Here is a 20,586-nt window from a genome sequence, read left to right as displayed (position 1 = left end):
TAGTGTAGGTAATCACCCTAAATGGGGCGAGTGTTATTGCTCAATAATTTGAGCTAAGGTTCGTTTTTGGTGTTTATTGTCTCCAGAGCAGGGAGCGCTTTAGGCAAAGCGTAACCTTTGGTTGTCACCCTCTTCAGTTTCAACCACACACAGATAAATCCTGCACGGCTTAACTTTGCTTGCTGTAAGCGTTGACTCAATGACAGCCACGATGATGAGGCTTGGTACTGATGCAGTTCTAGCTGTTGAGTTTGTCCTCGCAGTTTTCGGTATACCAATACGCGTGCAGTGGCCCAGCTTTTCGTTTTTAGTGCGCGGCTAAAGACTAACCATTGTGGCGTTGGTCGAGTACGATAGTAACGAAACATCATTCGAACCAAAATATAACCCACAGCCAATAAAACGAGCACGGTAAATAGCGCAGGACCATATAGCGATAGCCAAGAACTCATTGTATGTTTAACGGTAAAACGGCGTCCTTCCACCACTAGTGTCTCTAGCTGCTGCGTTTTTGTATTCCACCACTGTAACTTCAGGTCTGGAAAGTGCAGCTCGCCCCCTTTTTGCAATACATACACCACTTCTTCGGTACGTGATGACTGATAATTTCCGCGTGACTGACTATCGTCTAAAGCATTGGGCTTCGGATAACGATGATAGCTATCACTCGGCTCATGGATCTCAGCCTTCGCTAGCAAGGGAGGAAGCAACACAGATAGAGTATCCGTACCTGTTAGTGTTACGCTGCGAGTAATGCTATCGCCCACTTTTAGCTCACCCTGTTCACGAGATACTTCCCATTGCTCGCTCGCGGTTAACGCACTGGCTGCAACCCATCCTTTGTCTCCGCTTAAAAAGCCAGACGGAAGACTGGCCTTAAATGCCAATGGCGGCGTCGTTAAATTCGCCTGTATATTCTGACCATTTGGCGCTGAAACTTGAGCCGTTACACGGGTCGGTGGGATATGAAATTGTCCTGATGCCTGTGGGTACAAGGTAATTTCCCAGCGTTGAATTGACCAAGTTTGTCCATCACGACGTTGGGTATAATTGGTCGCCAACGGGTTACGTTGCTTAACGATGACATTAGGAATTTCAATACTGTCGATCCGAGTACCACCGGTTAACCAGCGCGGGGTCGAGACTTCAATCACCATGACGATCTGCTCACTAACCGCATACACTGCTTCTTTCTGGTCAGATGTTTCTTCATCACTGGCGGTATTGCTATGCTTTGTATTTTGAGTAGCTTTGGCACTTTTATCAGTCCCTTCAAGCCAAGCATTCACACTCACCAAGTTTTTCATCTCTGCCTGATCATATTTCGAAATAATGACACTTTCAGCGGCCATAACAGGTTGTAAAAACAACAAGATAAGGCTGAGTAAAACCCACTTTGGCTTATTCATTGGATTCATCAGCGCCTCCTTGTGAGGTAGTAGAACCAAGTTTGCCTTGCTCCGCCGTTTGCGCTATGCGCTGCAACTGGAATTTAGCACGCAAAAAGTATTTAGGATCAGCCTCTACACGTCGTAGCCATTTATCAGCCAGTTCATCACTTCCAAGAATTTCGTTGGCATTGAGTGTCTCTCGTACCATCATTTCCGAACTCACTTGCTCTTCTGCCCCTTCGGCAGTTTGCGGGTTATCACCAAGCTCAAACGATTCTTCAGGGCCGTCGGTCGTGCCTGATTGACTTTCACTGGTACGGTTAATCTCTTCAACAATGCCTTTAATCACTTGGTAATTATGATCGGCTTGTTCGCGAATGGGCTCAGTTTGGGCATGCTGAGCCAGTTGTAAGAACATATCCCGTGCGGCAAGGTATTCTCGCTGACGTGCCAACGCATTCGCGGCATTGAATAACCCTAATTCACGTTGTGCTGAACGAGTGCTAGCACCGGTATCTTCAATAGCTTTACTAACAACTGCAGGGCTGCTCTTGCCCACTTGTAAAAAGGCACTGTGCGCCAACTGATATTCAGCACCATAGTAATACGCCACGCCTTTGCGTAAGGGATCAGTAAAGTGTTGTGCTGCTTTAACATACTCTTGCCGATTAAAATACAGCTGGCCTTGCTGATCTGGCGTTAACCACAGATCGCTCCACCATGCCGACATCCGATCAAATACGGTAACTGTCTCGGTTTCTGACGCGATTTCCTCTGCCGTTGGTGTCGCTTTAGTGTGGATATTTTGTGCTGAAACAGGCGCTGAAAATGTGACAGGAAGAAGTACTGCCGCCACCAAGCACCATTGAACCAGCCAACCTTTACGAAACCACAACAGCAAAATAAAGGTGATAGGAAACAATACGTAATAGCCCATGTCTTTCCATGGCATTGCAGATTCGTTGTTGAGTTGCATGTGTCGCTCAACATAACGATTCAAAGTTTGCACATCACTGGCATCAACCGAAACCTCGACCAATTTACCCTCAGTGCTATTTGCCAATTGATTTAAAGATTTCAAATCAAAAGGCTGATGACTCACCACATCCGAATTCCCCATCGCCAACACTAACAGTTGGTGAGGGCTGCGCGCGAAATACGCACTAAATGCCTCGATTGTGGTTGGATTGGCGCCATCAGTAATCAATAAAACCGATCCAGCTAATTCGTTACCCAATAAGCTTGAGATAAGCGGTAAGGCTTGTTCAGCAGATTTACCAGATTCAGGCATAATGCTCGGCTCAATGGCGGTTAAAAATGGCGTAAACACATCGCTATCTTGGGTGGGAGGCATTGCCGTATGTGCTGAGCCGCTATACACCACCAACCCTGTTTTACCGCCTTGCCTTAGCGCCAACAGGTCACGGACCTTTTGCTTCGCGCGTTCTAGTCGACTTGGTGCTACATCTTTTTCTAACATAGATTCGCTAGCATCCATCACCACCAGCATGGTCGCTTTGTCTTCACCAAAAGGGGAGGCTTCACGCTGCCAACTCGGGCCTGCGCACACTAAAATCGCCAACACCATCAACAGAGTCAGCACTTTAAGCGGAAGTTGTTTTTTCCAACCTTTCTCACCAATCGTCAGCGCATCTCGTAGGTGCTTTGGTAACACCTGTTGCCAACTTGATACTTCATCAAGCTGCCAGCGCCAATAAACTGTGATAGCCAATGGAATAAACGCAACTAACCACCAAGGGCGAATAAAATGAAAACCGCTCAGCACTTGCTGCCAAAAAAGAGAATCAGTCATGATCACTGCCTCCTACGATTGCAGCAGCTCGCTCTCGCTGTTTAGTCACCCTTCGTTTTAAGGTCAATATGAAGAAAGTCAGTAAATAGATCACCACAACCGCACTGATCAAATAATGATGAATCGTCTGTTTAGGCCGATAGGTTGTCGCTTCATAAAGCGCGGGCTCTAGCTCACCGATAGTGGCATAGGCTTGTTCCAGCTCAGACTGGTCCAAGGCTTGAAAAGATTGGCCACCTGATAAGGCGGCAACACGTTTAATAGTATTCATATCTAACGCCTGCTCACCAACAGTTGCAGGATCTCCCATGGCGACCATGTGAATACGCACATCTTTCGCCCCTGCGACTTTGGCGGCTTCTATAGGTTCAACAAAGCTGCCCGTGTCGTTACCATCTGTCAGCACAATGGCCACTTTTTCCCGTGTGGGCTGGCTAGCGTCTTGGTCTTGGGTATAAATTTGGTCAAAAACTTTAATCGCCAAACCAATCGCATCACCCAAGTGCGTACTTTGCCCTGCCATCGCGACATCGGTTTGCTGTAACAGATCCAGCCAAGCTTGCTGATCAGCAGTAAAAGGCGTTTGTAAAAATGCAGCATCACCAAACAAAATTAAGCCAAGACGATCCCCTTGACGGGTGTTAGCAAAGTCCGTCAACACTTGCTTGGCAGCAGCCAGACGTGAAATTCGCTGTCCAGCACGGATCCCTTCGGCAGAGTTGGCCTTTGTCGCAACAAAGTCGGTCTCTGCCATCGAGCCAGATAAATCCACGACCACCATGACATCACGACCAAACTGCTCACGTACCTGAGGCTTGCCTAAAATCATAGGTTTAGCTAACGCAGTGATGACCAATATCCAAGATATAATTAAGATCACTCTTTGCCACCAGCTCGGTGTAAGTTGACTTGCACCTTCGCTTGGTGTTTCTCCCAACACCGTCATTAAGGTGTCAAAAAATGGAATTTTTATTGCGGTCTTCTTGGTGCGGTAAGCAGGAATAAACCAATACACCAACAACGGCAGTGGCAATAACAAGAAACTGTAGGGGTGAACGAATTCAATTGATAACCCTAACCATGCGCTAAATATCGTCATCATTGCGCCCCTTTATTGGTTACGCTAATTGGTTTTGCGTTATCTAATTTTGCATTACGATGAAGCAGCAACCACTTACGGGTATGAGCAATCAAAGTCACTAACTCAGGTTCAGTTAGGGAGCGCTGACTCGACAAACTTACCGCTAACCACTTTTTGCCAATTTCCCCCTGGTACTGAAAATCAGCGTCAGACTTAACCTCAGCATCACCCTTGACACTGCTCAGCGTTGCCGATGGCAATAAGCTATCAAGTTTTTGTAATAAAGCGTCCCCAAATAATGCCGAATTTTGGGGTTCGAGATAAACCAACACGGCTTTGAGAATAGTTAATAACGATGTCGCACTTTCGCGGGGTAAGCCAAGATCGAGTGTTGCCAATGCTTGTAAAGCTTCGCGACGATAGCGATTTTGCCACCACAGCTTAATGCGGTGATAGCCCCAGACTAAACACCCGACTAAAATCATAAAGGCGAGTACCTTCCAACCTATGGTTTGTGGCCACCACGCTACGGACTCAGGGACAGCCACATCCACAATATCGCGTAAAATATAGGTACTAGGTGGGGTGTGAATACTCATTAGCGCCCTCCCACAGCACGTTTAAATTGTTCGAGATGCAGCCCTTGGGTATCAAGTTCGATCATAGGGAGATGTTGCACCGCCATAAGCTGTAATAGCTGTTGTTTTTTTAATTGATGGTGTTGCTCTAACCCTTGGCGGGCTTTTTCCATCTGTTGGCGATTAGCAAGATTAAATTGATAATCACCGTCCCCCACCACCCAAGGCGTAAACGTGCTGGAGTCTGTAGCTATGTCTGCAGAATGCATAGCCACAAAAGCACTTTCTAAAGGGTCAGCAATGAGTACGCCTAACACATCGTTATGCTTTTGCAGGTGCTTTAAATGAAGAATGTCATCGCTAGTGACGCCAGACCAATCACTCAAAAATATAATGGTGTTATTGCGGCATTTTAATCGACCAAGCAATCGCACCAAGGCCGCCATACCAACATCTGGGCTATCTTGGCGACTGACATCCAAGGCTTGGTTAGCTTGAGCTAATTGGTTGAGATTAGACAGCACATTGGCTTGCGAACGCTTCGGCATGCTGTATTCGATGCTATCGTGACGGCTAATCACAAAACCGACCCGATCGCTGTCTTTCAACACTCGCCACGCAGTTAAGGCGGCAATTTCAGCAGCGACCACTGATTTCATCATATTAACCGATGAAAAAAACATGCTGCTACGCTGATCAACGCAGAGGATCACGCTACGATCTTTCTCTTCAGTGTAGCTTCGCACATGAGGCTTACCCGTTCGCATCGTAACCTTCCAATCAAGATTACGAATATCATCGCCTTGTTGGTAATGACGTAGCTCTTCAAAATTCAGCCCTCGCCCACGAAACGATGAATGGTGCCGACCCGATAGCGCGCTACCTGCTTTGCGCTGAGGAAGGAAACTGAACCCATCAACCTGCGCTTGAAGTCTCACTAAACGTGAGTAATCACAATAAATTCGCTCATCGAATTGCTTAGCGAGTTGCTTTGCAGAATGATTTGAAGCGTACTTTGAAGAGGGCTTTGAAGTGTCACCTTTTCTTCTATCTGCCTCATCTTTGAAAGTCATAGTGCCGCCTTAGCCAATTACGACATGATCAAGAAGCTCATTCACCACATCTTGGCGCGTAATACCATCGGCTAACGCGTCATAGCTCAGCGTAAATCTGTGCCCGAGCACATTGGCAGCAACCGCGCGGATATCATCAGGCTCGACGTATGTTTTACCTTGCAACCATGCATTGGCACGCGCACATTTATCTAACGCAATCGATGCGCGAGGACTCGCGCCGACATCAATCCAACGCGCAAGACGAGAGTCAGGGTAACGCTCGGGTTTTCGTGTCGCCATCACAAGGCCCACAATGTAGCGCTCAATCAGTTCAGACACTTCAACCTCAGGCAAAGCTTGGCGTGCCGCTAAAATATTGGCAGGATCAATAGTGAGCATCTGGTTATGGGCGTGACTATCGCCACCGTTTGCAATGCTATTCGAAGTGCTATCGGGTCTCACCACCTCTTCACTGCGCACTAAACGAATAATCTCGGCTTCAGCATCATCGTCAGGGTAATCCACCGTCACCTTCATGATGAAGCGGTCCATCTGCGCTTCTGGCAATGGATATGTTCCTTCTTGTTCAATTGGGTTTTGGGTCGCCAATACCATGAAAAGCTCGGGTAATTGATGGGTTTTATCCCCGACAGTAATGGTGTTTTCCGCCATGGCTTCAAGCAAGGCCGCCTGCACTTTGGCTGGCGCACGGTTGATTTCATCAGCAAGCACTATGCTGTTAAAAATAGGGCCGGGCTGAAAATGTAACTGCGGTTTTCCATCAAGGTCTTGATACACCTCAGTGCCAGTGACATCCGAAGGAAGAAGATCAGGGGTAAATTGGATCCGACCAAAATCCGTATTCAAGGCGTTTGCTAAGGATTTCACCGAACGCGTTTTTGCAGTTCCCGGTAAACCTTCCAGCAATACGTGCCCATTAGTGAGTAACCCTATCACCAAAGCCTGAACCACATGGCTTTGCCCTATGACGCTCTTCTCAGTTTGTTGAATTAGTTGGTTAATAGCTTGCTGTGCGTGGTTCATAACGTGCCCTCGAATGCTTAATGCCTTACTGTGTACAACCTACCCTCTAATCCCATAACTATTGGTTATAAAACTCATACTGACTGCGCGACAATGCGATCACTTTTTACGAATGTAACGCTGTAATTGTTGAATTGCTTCAGGCGGTGCAACACCTGCTAATTGATTGGTACACAGCTCAAATGCTTGTGCGATTTCAGCTTGAGCGATATCACTTTGCGCATAATTACGTGCCAAGACTTCGCACTCAGCATATAAATGTTGTGGGTTACCTCCGACTTGGTACGCCATATGGAGTGCTTTACTCGCTGCCAACACATCCGTTTTCTCTAGCGCTAAGCCGTATACGTACCAATATTGCGGGTTACGTTCGGCGGTTTCCGCAGCTTGCTTGAGATACTGTGTCGCCTGTTGGTGTTTACTGATACGCAACAAGGCCAAACCCGCACTGTATGGCAAGGCACTGGATTTTGGCTGCGCTTTCATTCCAGCTAACAAGGTCTTCAGCGCTTTATCTTCATCATCTTGAGCACGATAAAGATCGGCTAGGTTGGCATAGCTATTTTCAAAATACGGCTCAATCTTGATTGCCTCTTGGTACATTTGAATGGCCTTATCGGTTTGTCCTAAATCACGATAAACATTCGCCAAGTTAGTACGACCAAACCCTCGATCAGCATTAAATCTTTGAATCGCCATATAGTCATCTAATGACGGTTGCAGCAGTTCACGTTGCGCTGAGTTCATTTGTTGATAACTTCCCACCAAAGCCGCTGCTGCTTCAGCGCGAATAGATAACACGGGATCATCCAACAAAGGTTCAAGGATTTGCCAGCGATCACCAAACGCATACCCGGCTGATCCAGCAATGGCCCCTAACCTGATCAAGTCGCTGTCATGCTTCACCGAGCGCGCTAAAGACACCAAGGTATTCTTGCCTGTATTGCCAGCCATTCGTTCCAAAGCTGAAGCGCGAATAATGTCGCTCAACGAGGCATCTTGCGCGGAATACGCCAGTGCATCAGGTGCACCACGGTGTCCAATCGCATCAGCGTAAAACGCTACCGCAAAATGTTGCTGGCTACGGTACTTAGAATTCGGGAACCAGCTAGCAATCTGTTTATCGGCCCATTGATCAGTTTGATCTTGATGGCACGACGTACATACATTGGGGGTTTTTATATGCTGACTGAGATCAGGGCGTGGTACATGCCAGCTGTGATCACGACGAGGATCGACTTGCATGTAAGTCGTTTCAGGCATGTGGCAACTAGTGCATTGCGAGGCTTCGCTATTCGCCTGATGGAAGGTATGTTTTTCTGGTGTGTATTCCGATGCAATATGGCATTGGCTGCACACGGCTTCTTGAGGGATTTTCAATGTAGCACTGTGAGGATCATGGCAGTTGGTACAAGTCACACCTTTCTCTGCCATTTGTGATTGTAAGAAGGATCCATACACATAATCTTCATCAAAAATCTGACCATCAGGATAATAAAGCTCAGCGGTAATCAAACTGAGGCGATATTTATCAAGCAATGCGCCTTTCACATGATCAGCGGTCTCATTGAGTTGCGTACGTCGACTGTGGCATTGGGCGCAAATCTGTAATTGCTGAGTTGGCATTACCTCTTTGGGCTGCAGGGTACTGTGCCCCTCTTGGTAAACCCACTCTTTCACCGCTATCGACAGATCGCGATCAAAGCCATAATGAAACTCTGATGGAATCGGAATTCCAGCCTTTTGGGCTTGTTGAGCCAACGCGATATGTTTACTAGCAGGACCATGACACGCCTCGCAACCCACATTAATTTCAGACCAAGTAGTCGCATAGGTATTGTTGACTGGATCGTAATTTTTTTTAAGATTGGTTGAATGGCAATCGGCACACATGAAATTCCAATTCTGCCCCGTGTTGGTCCAATAAAATTCATCGGTGGGTGTGAGATCTGGATAGAGGTGAAACCAACGTTGACCACCGTCTTCTGCACGTCTTGTGTCCCATGCAAACGGTATAAGCTGCAACCTCCCGTCATCAAATTCCACCATGTATTGCTGAAGAGGTGACCAACCAAAGGTATAACTGATTTTATAATCGTGCCATTTACCATCGGGGCCTTGAATATTGACCCAATACGCATCGCCTTTACGGAAAAAACGGTTTTCCTCGCCTTGGTGAATCATGCTGCGCTCATTAAAATCACCCAACACGGATGCATTATCGGCATGTCGCATTGCCATATCATGGTGTGACCCCTGCCATGCTGCCACTTCTTCGATATGGCAATCCACACAAGCATCACTGCCTACAAATTGCGCGGCTCTATTTTCACGGCTGCCCTCTTGCGCCAATAACGGCGCACTCAGCAACACCAGTAAACCTATTAAGCCCTGCCAGTAACTTGCCCACTTCCATTGAGCCATAACTTTCCTTGTTATTTTGTTCTCTAGTCAAAGATAGAAAGGATTTTTCTTTTTAGACAAGTCATTAGCCTAGCCGCCATATAAAAAAGGGCTCCGAAGAGCCCTTACTTTTGCGGTGAAAATTACTTGTTTGGGTTTTCTTTCAATTTTTCCATCACTTGATCAAGCGAGAAACTGGCCGCTTTTTGCCTTGGTGGGAACTCTTGGAAGGTTTCTAAGAATTTACCGACATAAGCTTGTGCTGGCACTAGCATGTACGCACGATCTAACATCCAATCATAGTAAGTATTAGAGGTCACATCAGCGATTTCGTACGGGTCCATACGCAAGTTGAAGATCTTAGGTACACGCAGTGGGGTGAAGGGTTCAGCCCAAATACGCAAGGTTCCTTTCGCGCGCTGCTCTAGAAATACAATCTTCCAATTGTGGTAACGCAGTGAACTTAAATCGCCATCATCAGTGAAGTAGAAAATCTCTTCACGTGGCCCTTTTTCTTCGGTACCCGTTAGATAAGGCAGGAAGTTATAGCCATCAAGGTGCACTTTGAATTTCTTGTCACCCGCGCTATAACCCTCTAGCAGTTTTTCTTTAATTTTGTCATCACCGGCGGCTGCCACCAGTGTTGGCATCCAATCCATGTGGTGCATGATTTCATTAGAGACAGATCCTGGTTCGATTTTGCCCGGCCAACGCACCATTGCAGGTACACGGTACGCTCCTTCCCAATTGGTATTTTTCTCACCACGGAACGGCGTTAAACCAGCATCTGGCCATGAATTCATGTGAGGGCCGTTATCCGTCGAATAAAAGACAATGGTGCTATCTTTGATGCCCAAGTCATCGACTTTTTTCAGTAACTCTCCGACATGGTTATCATGCTCAACCATACCGTCTGCATAAAAGCTGATCCCTGTTTTCCCTGAGTTTTCCGCTTTCACATGCGTACGGAAGTGCATGCGAGTCGCATTCCACCAAACAAAGAAAGGTTTTTCCGCTTTAACTGCGCGATCCATGAAATCTAATGCAGCATCAAGGGTTTCATCGTCGACCGTTTCCATTCGCTTCCGCGTTAATGGGCCTGTATCTTCGATCTTGCCATCAGCATAAGACTTAATTACCCCGCGAGGGCCGAATTTTTTACGAAATTCAGGGTCTTTCGGATAATCAACATTCTCAGGTTCTTCCTCGGCGTTCAAATGATAAAGGTTGCCAAAAAATTCGTCGAAGCCGTGGTTGGTTGGAAGATGTTCGTCTTTGTCGCCTAAGTGATTTTTACCGAATTGTCCTGTCATGTAGCCAAGAGGCTTAAGCATTTCAGCGATGGTGGCATCTTCTGCTTGTAAGCCTAAATCTGCGCCAGGTAAACCCACTTTACTTAAGCCAGTGCGCAGTACCGATTGCCCTGTGATGAAAGTCGAGCGCCCTGCGGTACAAGATTGCTCACCATAATAGTCAGTAAACATCATGCCTTCTTTGGCAATACTGTCGATATTCGGTGTTTTATACCCTACTAAGCCAAAGGTGTAAGCACTGATATTCGTTTGCCCAATATCGTCCCCCCAAATAACCAATATGTTCGGTTTTTCTGCTGCGATGCTGCTACTTGTCGCGCTAATCCAAGCGGCGGCAAGAATCGCTAATCGGCGTTTAACGCCATATTTCGCTGTCATATAAACCTCTATCTCCAATAGAAATAAGCTTCCTGCACAAAAAGATATAGTTCACATAATGAGCAATTGCGAATCACTTCATGCACAGGTTAGGCATATTTATGCTTGTACCCGCTCAACTCAAAAGCAGATCACTCTCACAGGAAATAAAACTGTCCAGACATTCACAATGAATCGTAACTTTCTTTTTTAGGGGAAATTTGAGATAGGCATGCGTGATCTAACTCTCGCTTTACTTGAAAGCTCTTTTCCTAGAGTTAAAAGATAAAACTAATAGATACAGTCACTTAAGAAGCCGCTATAACCATTGTTTATAACCACTATAAAGCGACAAATTTCAATCACATCATTAACTTATTAGCCAACGACAGCACAGGCAATTACCTGTGTTTCATTTCTAACTCTTAACCAATTTGGAGTTTTTATGGCTACCCAAATGAGCAAACTGGCCGTCAGTATTGGTGTGCTGGCAACGTCTGGCGCAGCAGTTGCGGCAGATCAGCCAAACATCCTTGCTATCTTCGGCGATGATGTCGGCTACTGGAACATCAGTGCTTACAACCAAGGCATGATGGGTTACGAAACCCCCAACATTGACCGTATCGCGAATGAAGGTGCATTATTCACTGATCACTATGGTCAGCAATCTTGTACTGCAGGTCGTGCCGCGTTCATTACCGGCCAAGAACCATTTCGCACCGGTTTGTTAACCATAGGTATGCCAGGTTCCGATCAGGGTATTCCTGACTGGGCACCAACCATTGCCGACCTATTGAAAGACCAAGGTTACATGACGGCACAGTTTGGTAAAAACCACCTTGGTGACCAAGATAAACACCTGCCTACTAACCACGGCTTTGACGAATTCTTCGGTAACCTTTACCACTTAAACGCTGAAGAAGAACCAGAAACTTACTACTACCCGAAAGATCCTGAGTTCCGTAAGAACTATGGCCCGCGTGGCGTCATCAAATCTTTCGCTGACGGCAAAATTGAAGACACAGGCCCTATGACGCGTAAGCGTATGGAACATGCTGATGAAGAGTTCCTCGAAACGTCACTGGCATTTATGGAAAAGGCGGTGAAGGCCGATAAACCTTTCTTCATTTGGCACAACACCACACGTATGCACGTTTGGACCCGCCTTCAAGAGAAGTATCAAGGTAAATCAGGTATCAGTATCTATGCTGACGGTATGCTAGAGCATGATGATCAAGTGGGTATTCTGCTTGATAAACTGGACGAGCTTGGCGTGGCCGATAACACCATTGTTATTTACTCAACCGATAACGGTGCGGAAACAGTCTCTTGGCCTGACGGCGGTGCAACGCCATTCCACGGTGAAAAAGGCACAACATGGGAAGGCGGAATGCGCGTTCCTCAGCTTGTTCGCTGGCCAGGTGTAATTAAACCGGGTACTAAGATCAACGAGATGATGGCACACCAAGACTGGCTACCAACCTTGCTTGCAGCTGCTGGTGTTGACGATGTAAAAGAGAAACTCGCAAAAGGCTATAAAGCCAATGGTAAAGAGTGGAAGGTGCACATTGATGGCTACAACTTCAAGCCATATTTCGAAGGTAAAGAAGAAAAAGGCCCGCGTGATTCATTGCTGTATTTCACTGCCAATGGCGAACTAAATGCGGTACGTTGGAATGATTGGAAACTGCACTTCGCAACGCTTGAAGGCAATATCACTGACGCCGTACGCTTCTCACCAAACTGGCCGAAGATTATCCACCTACGTGCCGACCCATTCGAAAAAGCGCCGCATGAATCAGGTATGTACCTACGCTGGATGGCAGATAACATGTGGTTGTTCGTGCCAATTCAAGACGTGCTGGGTGAATTCTTCCAAACACTGCCAGATTACCCAATGCAGCAAGGTGCAATCATGAACCCAGCCAGCATTGATTACCAATCGCTGGGGCTGAAAGCCAAAATGAATCAACTTGATGAGCTACAAAAGAAAGTAGCTACAATGAAGTAATCGCCAATCAGCCAATTACGTCTAGCAATAGATGATAATAAAAAGCGCCTATCATTGCTGATTGGCGCTTTTTTATTTAACGATAACATCCACGCACAGCAGCCACCGTTAAAAAATACGTTGAATTTATAACCGCTTACTGAACCAAAAATGAGGCTTCTATGTTAATAAAGGCGAGTTCACGATAGTAATCCCCTTTGTTATACACAGAAACAGTGGATAACTTTTTAGTTTTCGCACCTTCTGGTCAAATTACCACCAAAAAGGATGATTTATAAGTTTTTAAAATGATGAATAACTTGGTTCTCGCTACCTCGCCAAACCAACGATGGATCGTGCTTATCTTGCTCAAATTTTCCGTCAATCATCACATCAACTAAATCAATCACAGCTTGTTGCTCATCACTGAGTTCATTGAGTAAGTATCCCGACCATAACCAAATGTCCTTGTCTGGACATTCACTGCGGACACGTTTAACCAACTGAAGTACTGCGGCAACGTTTTGTGGATGCAAGGGATCACCACCAGAAAGCGACAAACCACGACGTTTAATGCGGGTGTCATTCAAGTCTGCGATAACGCGATCTTCCATCTGCTGAGTAAACAAATGTCCGCTATCTAATCGCCATGTGCTCTTGTTATAGCAACCACGACACTGATGCACACAGCCAGACACAAACAATGTACAACGTGTACCGGGGCCGTTTACAACATCAACAGGGTAATAATTATGATAGTGCACAGTGTTTCCTCGCAGCTAGAAAAACAAAAGAAGCGCACGGGGCACTTCTTTTATTCGATTTAACGTATTTCTTTATATATCAGTGCACTACATGTGCTTAACACGACGTTTAACTTCTTCTTGCTTACCAAAGTTAAACGGACGCGCATCTGGGCTACCTAAGTAACCACATACACGGCGTGTTACTGATACTTTAGATGGCTCGTGGTTACCACATTTAGGGCAAGTAAAGCCTTTACTCGTACAATCAAATTCACCCGTAAAACCACAGTCATAACACTCATCAATCGGAGTATTCGTACCGTAGTAAGGAACACGGCTGTAGCTGTAATCCCATACATTTTCTAACGCTTCAACATTGTGTTGAATATTCGGGTATTCGCCGTAACAAATGAAACCACCATTTGCGATTTCAGGGTATGGCATTTCAAAGTCAATTTTGTCGTACGGGTTAACTTGCTTCTCGACATCTAGGTGGAAACTGTTGGTGTAGTACCCTTTTTCAGTAACGCCTGATACCAAACCAAACTCTTTCGTATCGATTGCACAGAAACGACTACACAAGTTTTCACTTGGTGTACTGTAAAGGCTAAAGCCATAACCTGTTTCATTTTTCCACTGCTCGGTTGCGTCTTTCAGACGTTGAACGATAGCAACCGCTTTGTCACGTAGCTCTGTGCTGTCGTAAACATGTTCGTCTGTACCATACAAAGCATTGATAGTTTCATGGATACCAATGTAACCCAGTGAAATAGATGCACGACCATTTTTGAAAATTTCAGCCACATTATCATCGGCATTCAAGCGCACACCACAAGCACCTTCCATATATAGGATAGGAGCAACACGAGCCTTCACACCTTCAAGGCGAGAGATACGAGTTTCTAGGGCACGGCGAGCAAGTTTTAGGCGCTCATCAAGTAGTGTGAAGAATTGGTTTTCATCACCTTTCGCTTGTAGCGCGATACGCGGCAAGTTAAGGCTAACCACACCAATATTGTTACGACCTTCGTGCACTAGCTGGCCATTTTCTTCGTAAGCACCTAAGAAGCTACGACAGCCCATAGGGGTTTTAAATGAACCCGTTACTTCAACCACTTTGTCGTAGTTAAGAATATCTGGGTACATACGCTTAGATGCACACTCAAGCGCAAGTTGCTTGATATCGTAGTTCGCATCACCTGTTTTATGGTTTAAGCCATCTTTGATTGCAAATACCAATTTAGGGAATACCGCTGTTTTACGGTTTTTACCTAGGCCAGCAATACGATTCTTTAGGATAGATTGTTGGATTAAACGAGATTCCCAAGATGTACCCAAGCCAAAGCCAAATGTCACAAATGGTGTTTGACCGTTTGCGGTATGTAGTGTGTTTACTTCATACTCAAGCGATTGGAATGCATCGTAACATTCTTTTTCTGTGCGCTTTTTAGCAAACTCTTCTGGTTGAGCAATTTCCCACTCGACCGCAACCGCTAGGTGTTTTTCGTAGCTTACAGTCACGAAGGGTGCGAGTACCTCATCAATACGGTTGATGGTTGTACCACCGTAAATGTGGCTAGCCACTTGCGCGATAATTTGTGCTGTTACCGCTGTTGCTGTCGAAATTGATTTTGGTGTATCAATTTCTGCGTTACCCATTTTAAAGCCATGCGTTAACATGCCATCTAAATCGATCAACATGCAGTTGAACATAGGGAAGAACGGTGAGTAATCCAAGTCATGGTAGTGAATATCACCATTTTCATGAGCTTGAACGATATCTCGCGGTAGCAGATGCTGTTTTGCATAGTGCTTAGCAACAATACCCGCCAGCAGATCACGCTGAGTTGGGATAACTTTGCTGTCTTTGTTTGCGTTCTCATTTAGCAGTGAAGCATTGCTCTGCTCAATCAGGCCACGAATTTCATTATTTAGGTGACTTTTCTTTTCACGTGAAAGATCGCGGTCGTGACGGTACTCAATGTATGCACGCGCCACCTCTTTATGTGGTCCTGCCATTAGGTGGTTTTCAACCGCATCTTGGATAGCGTGAATTTCCACTTCTTCTGCTGACATAAACTGTGAAAGCACACCGTCAGCAACAGATGCAGCATAGGCTTGATCCATCACTTCCACTGACTTAGCAGCACTCAGCACGGCCTCTTTAATACGGTATGCATCGAAAGGTACACGGCATCCATCACGCTTAATAACAACAGGGTTCACAGCAGACTCCTATAATGACACTGTCACAAAAACACTAAATGTAGGGGTCTTACAAACAACCACTACAATATATGGTGCGTATTAGGCAGAATTTAGAGAAAACAAACATTGATCAATATCAAGTTTTTACAAAGAGCGGATAGGGATCGAACGATGATTTTGACCTACTCCTAAAAACCAAATGTAATTTATTTCCTGACACTTTTTGTCAAACAATTTATTCGCTTCCAACCCACCTTTTGAGCAAAAAAAATTCTTGCAATCTCTAAAATAAAGTAGAATGGATAGACACTTTATTAGGATGTTTTTTACATGGATGAACTCAGCCTAACCGCTCGAGTAGACAAAGCTGCACTTACTAATCTATCAACAGGGTTTCGTTGGGCTTCTGCTGTATCGCTGTTTTTCCTATTGATGATGACCTTCTCTTTTCGCATAGATAAGACGGACATCATGGATGGCTATTTCGATCACTTTTTTCTTCTCACGATCGTTAACAGCTTTATTTTTATCTTTGGCGCTAAATTCTTAAGCATCCCCTTCTTTCAGCAACACTGGAAGCTCGCCAGTATTAGCTACGCGGGCGTATTCAGTACATGTTGGGCAGCTATCATTAGCTTAATATCGATCGGTGGGGATTATTACGATGCAGCTGACATTTTAAGCGACATCATGCTAATGATCGTTTTGTTGGGTTTTTTCTCTTATCGTCCTGCGTTTTATGCTGGGATTATTCCTATTTTGCTCGTCAGCACAGTGATCAGTTTTCTCTCATCAAAAAACAGCTTCATCCTGCCGACAGAAAAATTCATTGCGGCCTGCTTAGTCGTCGAGTCTGGGCGGCGGATCCTGTATCGCTGGTTTTCGAATAACATCGAAAAAGATCACGAAAATATACGATTGATGAAAAAGCTCTCAGATATGGCGTCACGCGATCAGCTGACAGACATTAACAATCGACGCTTCTTTGAATACGAGTTAGACAAACAATTTCAGCACACCAAACGCACGCAAGGCGAACTGGGGTTAGTGATGATCGATATTGATCATTTCAAGAGCTATAACGATGAACTCGGCCATGTTGAAGGGGATAAATGTCTTCGCAAGGTTGCTGCTATTATCCAGAAGAGTCTAAAGCGCCATACAGATAGCGTGTCTCGTTATGGTGGAGAAGAGTTTGTGGTGCTGCTTCCTAATACCGACATAGCTGGCACTATTGAGGTTGTTAAACGAATCCAAACCAACTTAGCTAACGCTGCTATGTTACACCCGGATTCAAGCACGAGTGAATGGGTGACAGTAAGCCAAGGGATCGCACAATGGCGTCAGCATGTAGGGCCAGAGTCTTTGCTGAAAGAAGCCGATAATTATTTATACCTTGCAAAAAAGTCAGGGAGAAACCAATTCCTTTATTCGACGGCATGACGTACTACAGAAAAATCATCTTTACTATACTGACTGAACAATCACAGTTGTTATTCTTCATAGCTAAAGATGGTGAACCTTGTGAATATTGTCGATACACACAATGATGCCCCTCACCGTCTTTGCAATGCCGCGCTCACATACTTATCTCCCATCAAACCTACTGTGTGTGCGTTTACTGGCGTTATCCTCCTGCTAATTAGCATCACACTCTTAACGACAACAGCAAAAGCCATCGAGATTTCACCTATACCAACGGTTCGTCACACAGGCGATCTCAATACCATAAAAGATGAAGGCGTCATCCGTGTATTGGTTGCTGCAGACCTCGGCTTTTACTATCTCGATAAAGGCAAGCCCAAAGGAGTAGTCTCAGAAATGCTTATTTTATTCGAGAAATACCTCGCTAAGCATACCGATAAGCGGCTTCACCTCAGCGTTATTCCCATTGCCCGAGATCAACTCATGCCTGCACTCATCGCAGGTATTGGCGATATTGCCGCAGCCAACCTTACCATCACAACCCAGCGTGCAAACAAAGTCGATTTCAGCACACCAATATTGAAAGATATCGACGAGGTTTTCATCACTTCAGACAAAGCCAAGCCAATCACACGGTTTGAACAGCTCGCGAATCAAGATGTGTGGGTTCGACCGAGTTCTAGCTATTATCAAAGCATTCGAAAAATTAATCGGGCATTAAAACAGCAAGAGTTAGCACCAATGCAGGTGCACTTTATTGAAGAAACCATGCAGGATTACGAACTGCTTAAAATGATCCAATCAAACATGATCACCATGACGGTGCTTGATAGCCACAAAGCCGAATTTTGGGATTTAGTCACAGACGACCTACAAGTTCATACACAATCCCCTATCCGAACTGGCGGCCAAATAGGTTGGATGTTCAGAAAAGACAGCCCTGAACTGGCCAAAATTGTGAATGGCTTTGTTGATAACAACCGACGTGGGACACTTAATGGCAACGTCATATTTAACCGTTACCTCAACAGCCAAGCGTGGTTTCAAAAAGTAGTCAGCCCGGACAATATCAAAAAATTCAAAAAGCTCGAAAAACGATTCACGCGTTATGGCGACAAATACGACATTAACTGGTTAATCATTGCCGCCCAAGCCTTTCAAGAATCACAGTTTGACCAATCAAAACGTTCTCATGCTGGTGCCGTTGGCATTATGCAGGTACTGCCACAAACTGCGAGAGAACCTTATATCAACATCCCTAACATCTACAACATTGATAATAATATCCACGCTGGTGTCAAATACATGGACTTCATTTTAGAACGCTATTACCAGAGTGAAGACATTGATGAAGTAAACAAACTGTATTTCGCGCTCGCCAGCTACAATGCGGGCCCGAGTAGAATAAAGCGCATGCGCAAACTCGCCACCGAACAGGGTTTCAATGGTGATGAGTGGTTCAATAATGTTGAAGTCATCGTTCGAAAAAAAATAGGGTTAGAGCCTGTAGTGTATGTGGGTAATATCAGCCGCTACTACACCATCTATAAGCAAATTTTCGCCTTACAAAATATTGCAGGTCAACGCCAACTCTCTCGTATTATGCCAAGTCGCTGATCCAAACACAGTATCAGTAAGCATCAAATCGAATGCGAATAAACTCGCAAAAAACGGCTGTCGTTCTGCTTACCGGGAAATAAGAACCTACACTGTTCTAATGAAAAAGCATCTTATATTTCTGATTATTGGATTAGCTTTCGTGGGTATTGCCACGACTGTACTGCTACCCACAGACAATCACGCGGGATCATCATCACCACAACCAATTAGCAATAAACGACCTGATGCTCAATCTGACAAAAACACTGCCATTACATTAATGAGTTGGAATCTTGAATGGTTAACGTTAACCCCATTCAAATATGCCCCTCCCCGTGATACAGCAGACTACCAGGCTCTCGCTCGTATCTTTGCCGATGTATCTCCAGATGTACTTGCCTTTCAGGAAGTTGATAGCCTCAATGCATTATATAAAGTTGTTCCCCGTACTGATTACCAATTTTTCCTATCAGATAGAAAAAGTAAAACGGCTGAACGTTTTAAAGACGTAAATCAATACACGGGCTTTGCTGTGCGCAATGGGCTAATAGTAAAAGACATTAAGGATCTTTCGAGTGTAAATAGAAACCTCGAAGGCAAACCCAGCAAACTCCGCTACGCCAGCTATATTACGCTTCAGTCATCACCAAGCACGCAACCAGTACACTTGCTTTCTATTCATCTCAAAAGTGGTTGCTACAAGATCAATAAAACGCACCTTAGCCAAACAAAAACAACAAATAAAAAAGCCACTGCCTGCCAGATATTTATCCACCAGCTCAGCACCTTAGCTCAGTGGATTGAAGACCATAGTGATCAATACCTGATCATTGCAGGCGATTTTAACTATCGTTTATCCCATGAGAATACTTGGCTTCAGGCTCAGCTTAACCGTTCAGGGCAGAAAGTCCGCTCACTCACACTGTCCACCCCTGCAGATTGTTATATCAAACAGAAACGAAAGGGGAAAATACACTACCGCAGTTATAAACACCTGATAGATCATATTTTTATTTCTGAACCTTTAGTCGAGCTACATGAGCACACACCGATACTCGCTATACAATACCCTTTTCCTAAAGCAGATGTGCGACAATACCAGCTCACAGATCACTGCCCTATCATCAGTCAAATCCAGATCCCATAAGCGTACTTACAGCGCTCTCATGGACGAATATCAAACCAGACAGGTATAAAAATCCATCAATTCACGATGATTTTTGAGATACAGAGCAAAGTTTCATAAAAATGAGATATTAATCAGAAATAATTCAGATTATTGATAAGTATTAGACAAAATTAACGAGCGACGCAACCTGCTCTTTTGCTACTAAGCAGAGACAAGCATGCTCATAAGGAGATTGTTATGGATGCAATCACGCGCGAAACTTTCGTTGCACCCACAGAAGATGAATTACTGATTCAACAAGCTGAGCCATTTTGCTCAGTAGACAACCTGACAACTGAACTTGAAGACAGTGTCATTGTGCTAAATATTATCTGCCATGATGCCTAGCCCATACGCCTAGCGCACACAATATAAGTTCATACAGCAATAGCATCGATACAAAAAGGGCTTCACC

At 45.1% G+C, this 20,586-nt stretch carries 14 protein-coding genes and 2 pseudogenes; 5 read left to right on the top strand and 11 right to left on the bottom strand.

Translation table 11 applies throughout. From position 1 onward, the window contains the following. Positions 1 to 53 precede the first annotated feature (53 nt). The 9 genes and pseudogenes from OCU77_RS24995 to OCU77_RS24960 all read right to left on the bottom strand — a co-directional run bounded on the left by OCU77_RS24995 (position 54) and on the right by OCU77_RS24960 (position 11,056). Positions 54 to 1,418 (bottom strand): BatD family protein, encoded by a 1,365-nt coding sequence (locus tag OCU77_RS24995; RefSeq protein WP_053111872.1) that lies wholly within the window; start codon positions 1,416 to 1,418, stop codon positions 54 to 56. Further along, entirely contained in the window at positions 1,402 to 3,204 is a 1,803-nt protein-coding gene (locus OCU77_RS24990) for a vWA domain-containing protein (RefSeq protein WP_107302949.1), read from the bottom strand. The genes OCU77_RS24995 and OCU77_RS24990 overlap by 17 nt, the downstream gene beginning before the upstream one ends. Then, positions 3,197 to 4,306: a vWA domain-containing protein gene (locus tag OCU77_RS24985; protein WP_048900144.1), complete on the bottom strand. Its 1,110-nt coding sequence runs from the start codon at positions 4,304 to 4,306 to the stop codon at positions 3,197 to 3,199. The genes OCU77_RS24990 and OCU77_RS24985 overlap by 8 nt, the downstream gene beginning before the upstream one ends. Further along, complete coding sequence (locus tag OCU77_RS24980) at positions 4,303 to 4,884, bottom strand: DUF4381 domain-containing protein (protein ID WP_107302948.1); 582 nt, start codon at positions 4,882 to 4,884, stop codon at positions 4,303 to 4,305. Before OCU77_RS24980 ends, OCU77_RS24985 begins: the two co-directional genes overlap by 4 nt. Next, positions 4,884 to 5,936: a DUF58 domain-containing protein gene (locus OCU77_RS24975; RefSeq protein ID WP_084711856.1), complete on the bottom strand. Its 1,053-nt coding sequence runs from the start codon at positions 5,934 to 5,936 to the stop codon at positions 4,884 to 4,886. Before OCU77_RS24975 ends, OCU77_RS24980 begins: the two co-directional genes overlap by 1 nt. Positions 5,937 to 5,945: 9 nt before the next feature. Continuing rightward, positions 5,946 to 6,293, bottom strand: a pseudogene (locus OCU77_RS25275) (AAA family ATPase); the annotation flags it as partial. Between the two features lie 87 nt (positions 6,294 to 6,380). Next, positions 6,381 to 6,962 (bottom strand): annotated as a pseudogene (locus OCU77_RS25270) (AAA family ATPase); the annotation flags it as partial. A 99-nt stretch (positions 6,963 to 7,061) separates the two neighbouring features. Further along, a complete protein-coding gene (locus OCU77_RS24965) occupies positions 7,062 to 9,386 on the bottom strand; it encodes a cytochrome c3 family protein (protein WP_048900146.1) in 2,325 nt (774 codons plus the stop codon). A 122-nt stretch (positions 9,387 to 9,508) separates the two neighbouring features. Beyond that, positions 9,509 to 11,056, bottom strand: a complete 1,548-nt coding sequence (locus tag OCU77_RS24960; RefSeq protein ID WP_107302947.1) for an arylsulfatase — start codon at positions 11,054 to 11,056, stop codon at positions 9,509 to 9,511. Between the two features lie 424 nt (positions 11,057 to 11,480). Between OCU77_RS24960 and OCU77_RS24955 the strand changes: the two genes are divergently transcribed. Next, complete coding sequence (locus OCU77_RS24955; protein ID WP_107302946.1) at positions 11,481 to 13,046, top strand: arylsulfatase; 1,566 nt, start codon at positions 11,481 to 11,483, stop codon at positions 13,044 to 13,046. A 272-nt stretch (positions 13,047 to 13,318) separates the two neighbouring features. Here OCU77_RS24955 and nrdG read toward each other — a convergent pair whose 3' ends face one another. Beyond that, positions 13,319 to 13,789, bottom strand: a complete 471-nt coding sequence (nrdG, locus tag OCU77_RS24950; protein ID WP_048900147.1) for an anaerobic ribonucleoside-triphosphate reductase-activating protein — start codon at positions 13,787 to 13,789, stop codon at positions 13,319 to 13,321. A gap of 87 nt (positions 13,790 to 13,876) precedes the next feature. Then, positions 13,877 to 15,997: an anaerobic ribonucleoside-triphosphate reductase gene (gene nrdD, locus OCU77_RS24945; RefSeq protein ID WP_048900148.1), complete on the bottom strand. Its 2,121-nt coding sequence runs from the start codon at positions 15,995 to 15,997 to the stop codon at positions 13,877 to 13,879. Between the two features lie 312 nt (positions 15,998 to 16,309). On the opposite strand from nrdD, the gene OCU77_RS24940 reads away from it, so the two are divergent. The 4 genes from OCU77_RS24940 (at position 16,310) to OCU77_RS24925 (ending at position 20,519) form a co-directional block, all read left to right on the top strand. Then, on the top strand, positions 16,310 to 17,422 hold the full coding sequence (locus OCU77_RS24940) for a GGDEF domain-containing protein (RefSeq protein WP_048900149.1): 1,113 nt from the start codon (positions 16,310 to 16,312) through the stop codon (positions 17,420 to 17,422). 81 nt (positions 17,423 to 17,503) lie between these two features. Beyond that, positions 17,504 to 19,021: an MltF family protein gene (locus OCU77_RS24935; RefSeq protein ID WP_244915184.1), complete on the top strand. Its 1,518-nt coding sequence runs from the start codon at positions 17,504 to 17,506 to the stop codon at positions 19,019 to 19,021. Between the two features lie 100 nt (positions 19,022 to 19,121). Then, entirely contained in the window at positions 19,122 to 20,150 is a 1,029-nt protein-coding gene (locus OCU77_RS24930) for an endonuclease/exonuclease/phosphatase family protein (protein ID WP_048900150.1), read from the top strand. Positions 20,151 to 20,369: 219 nt separating this feature from the next. After that, entirely contained in the window at positions 20,370 to 20,519 is a 150-nt protein-coding gene (locus OCU77_RS24925; protein WP_162845630.1) for a hypothetical protein, read from the top strand. The last annotated feature ends 67 nt before the right edge of the window (positions 20,520 to 20,586 follow it).

This window comes from Photobacterium swingsii (genome assembly GCF_024346715.1).
GTDB lineage: Bacteria > Pseudomonadota > Gammaproteobacteria > Enterobacterales > Vibrionaceae > Photobacterium > Photobacterium swingsii.
Note: the sequence above shows the minus strand (reverse complement) of the source record. Positions and strands in the feature narration are given on the sequence as shown.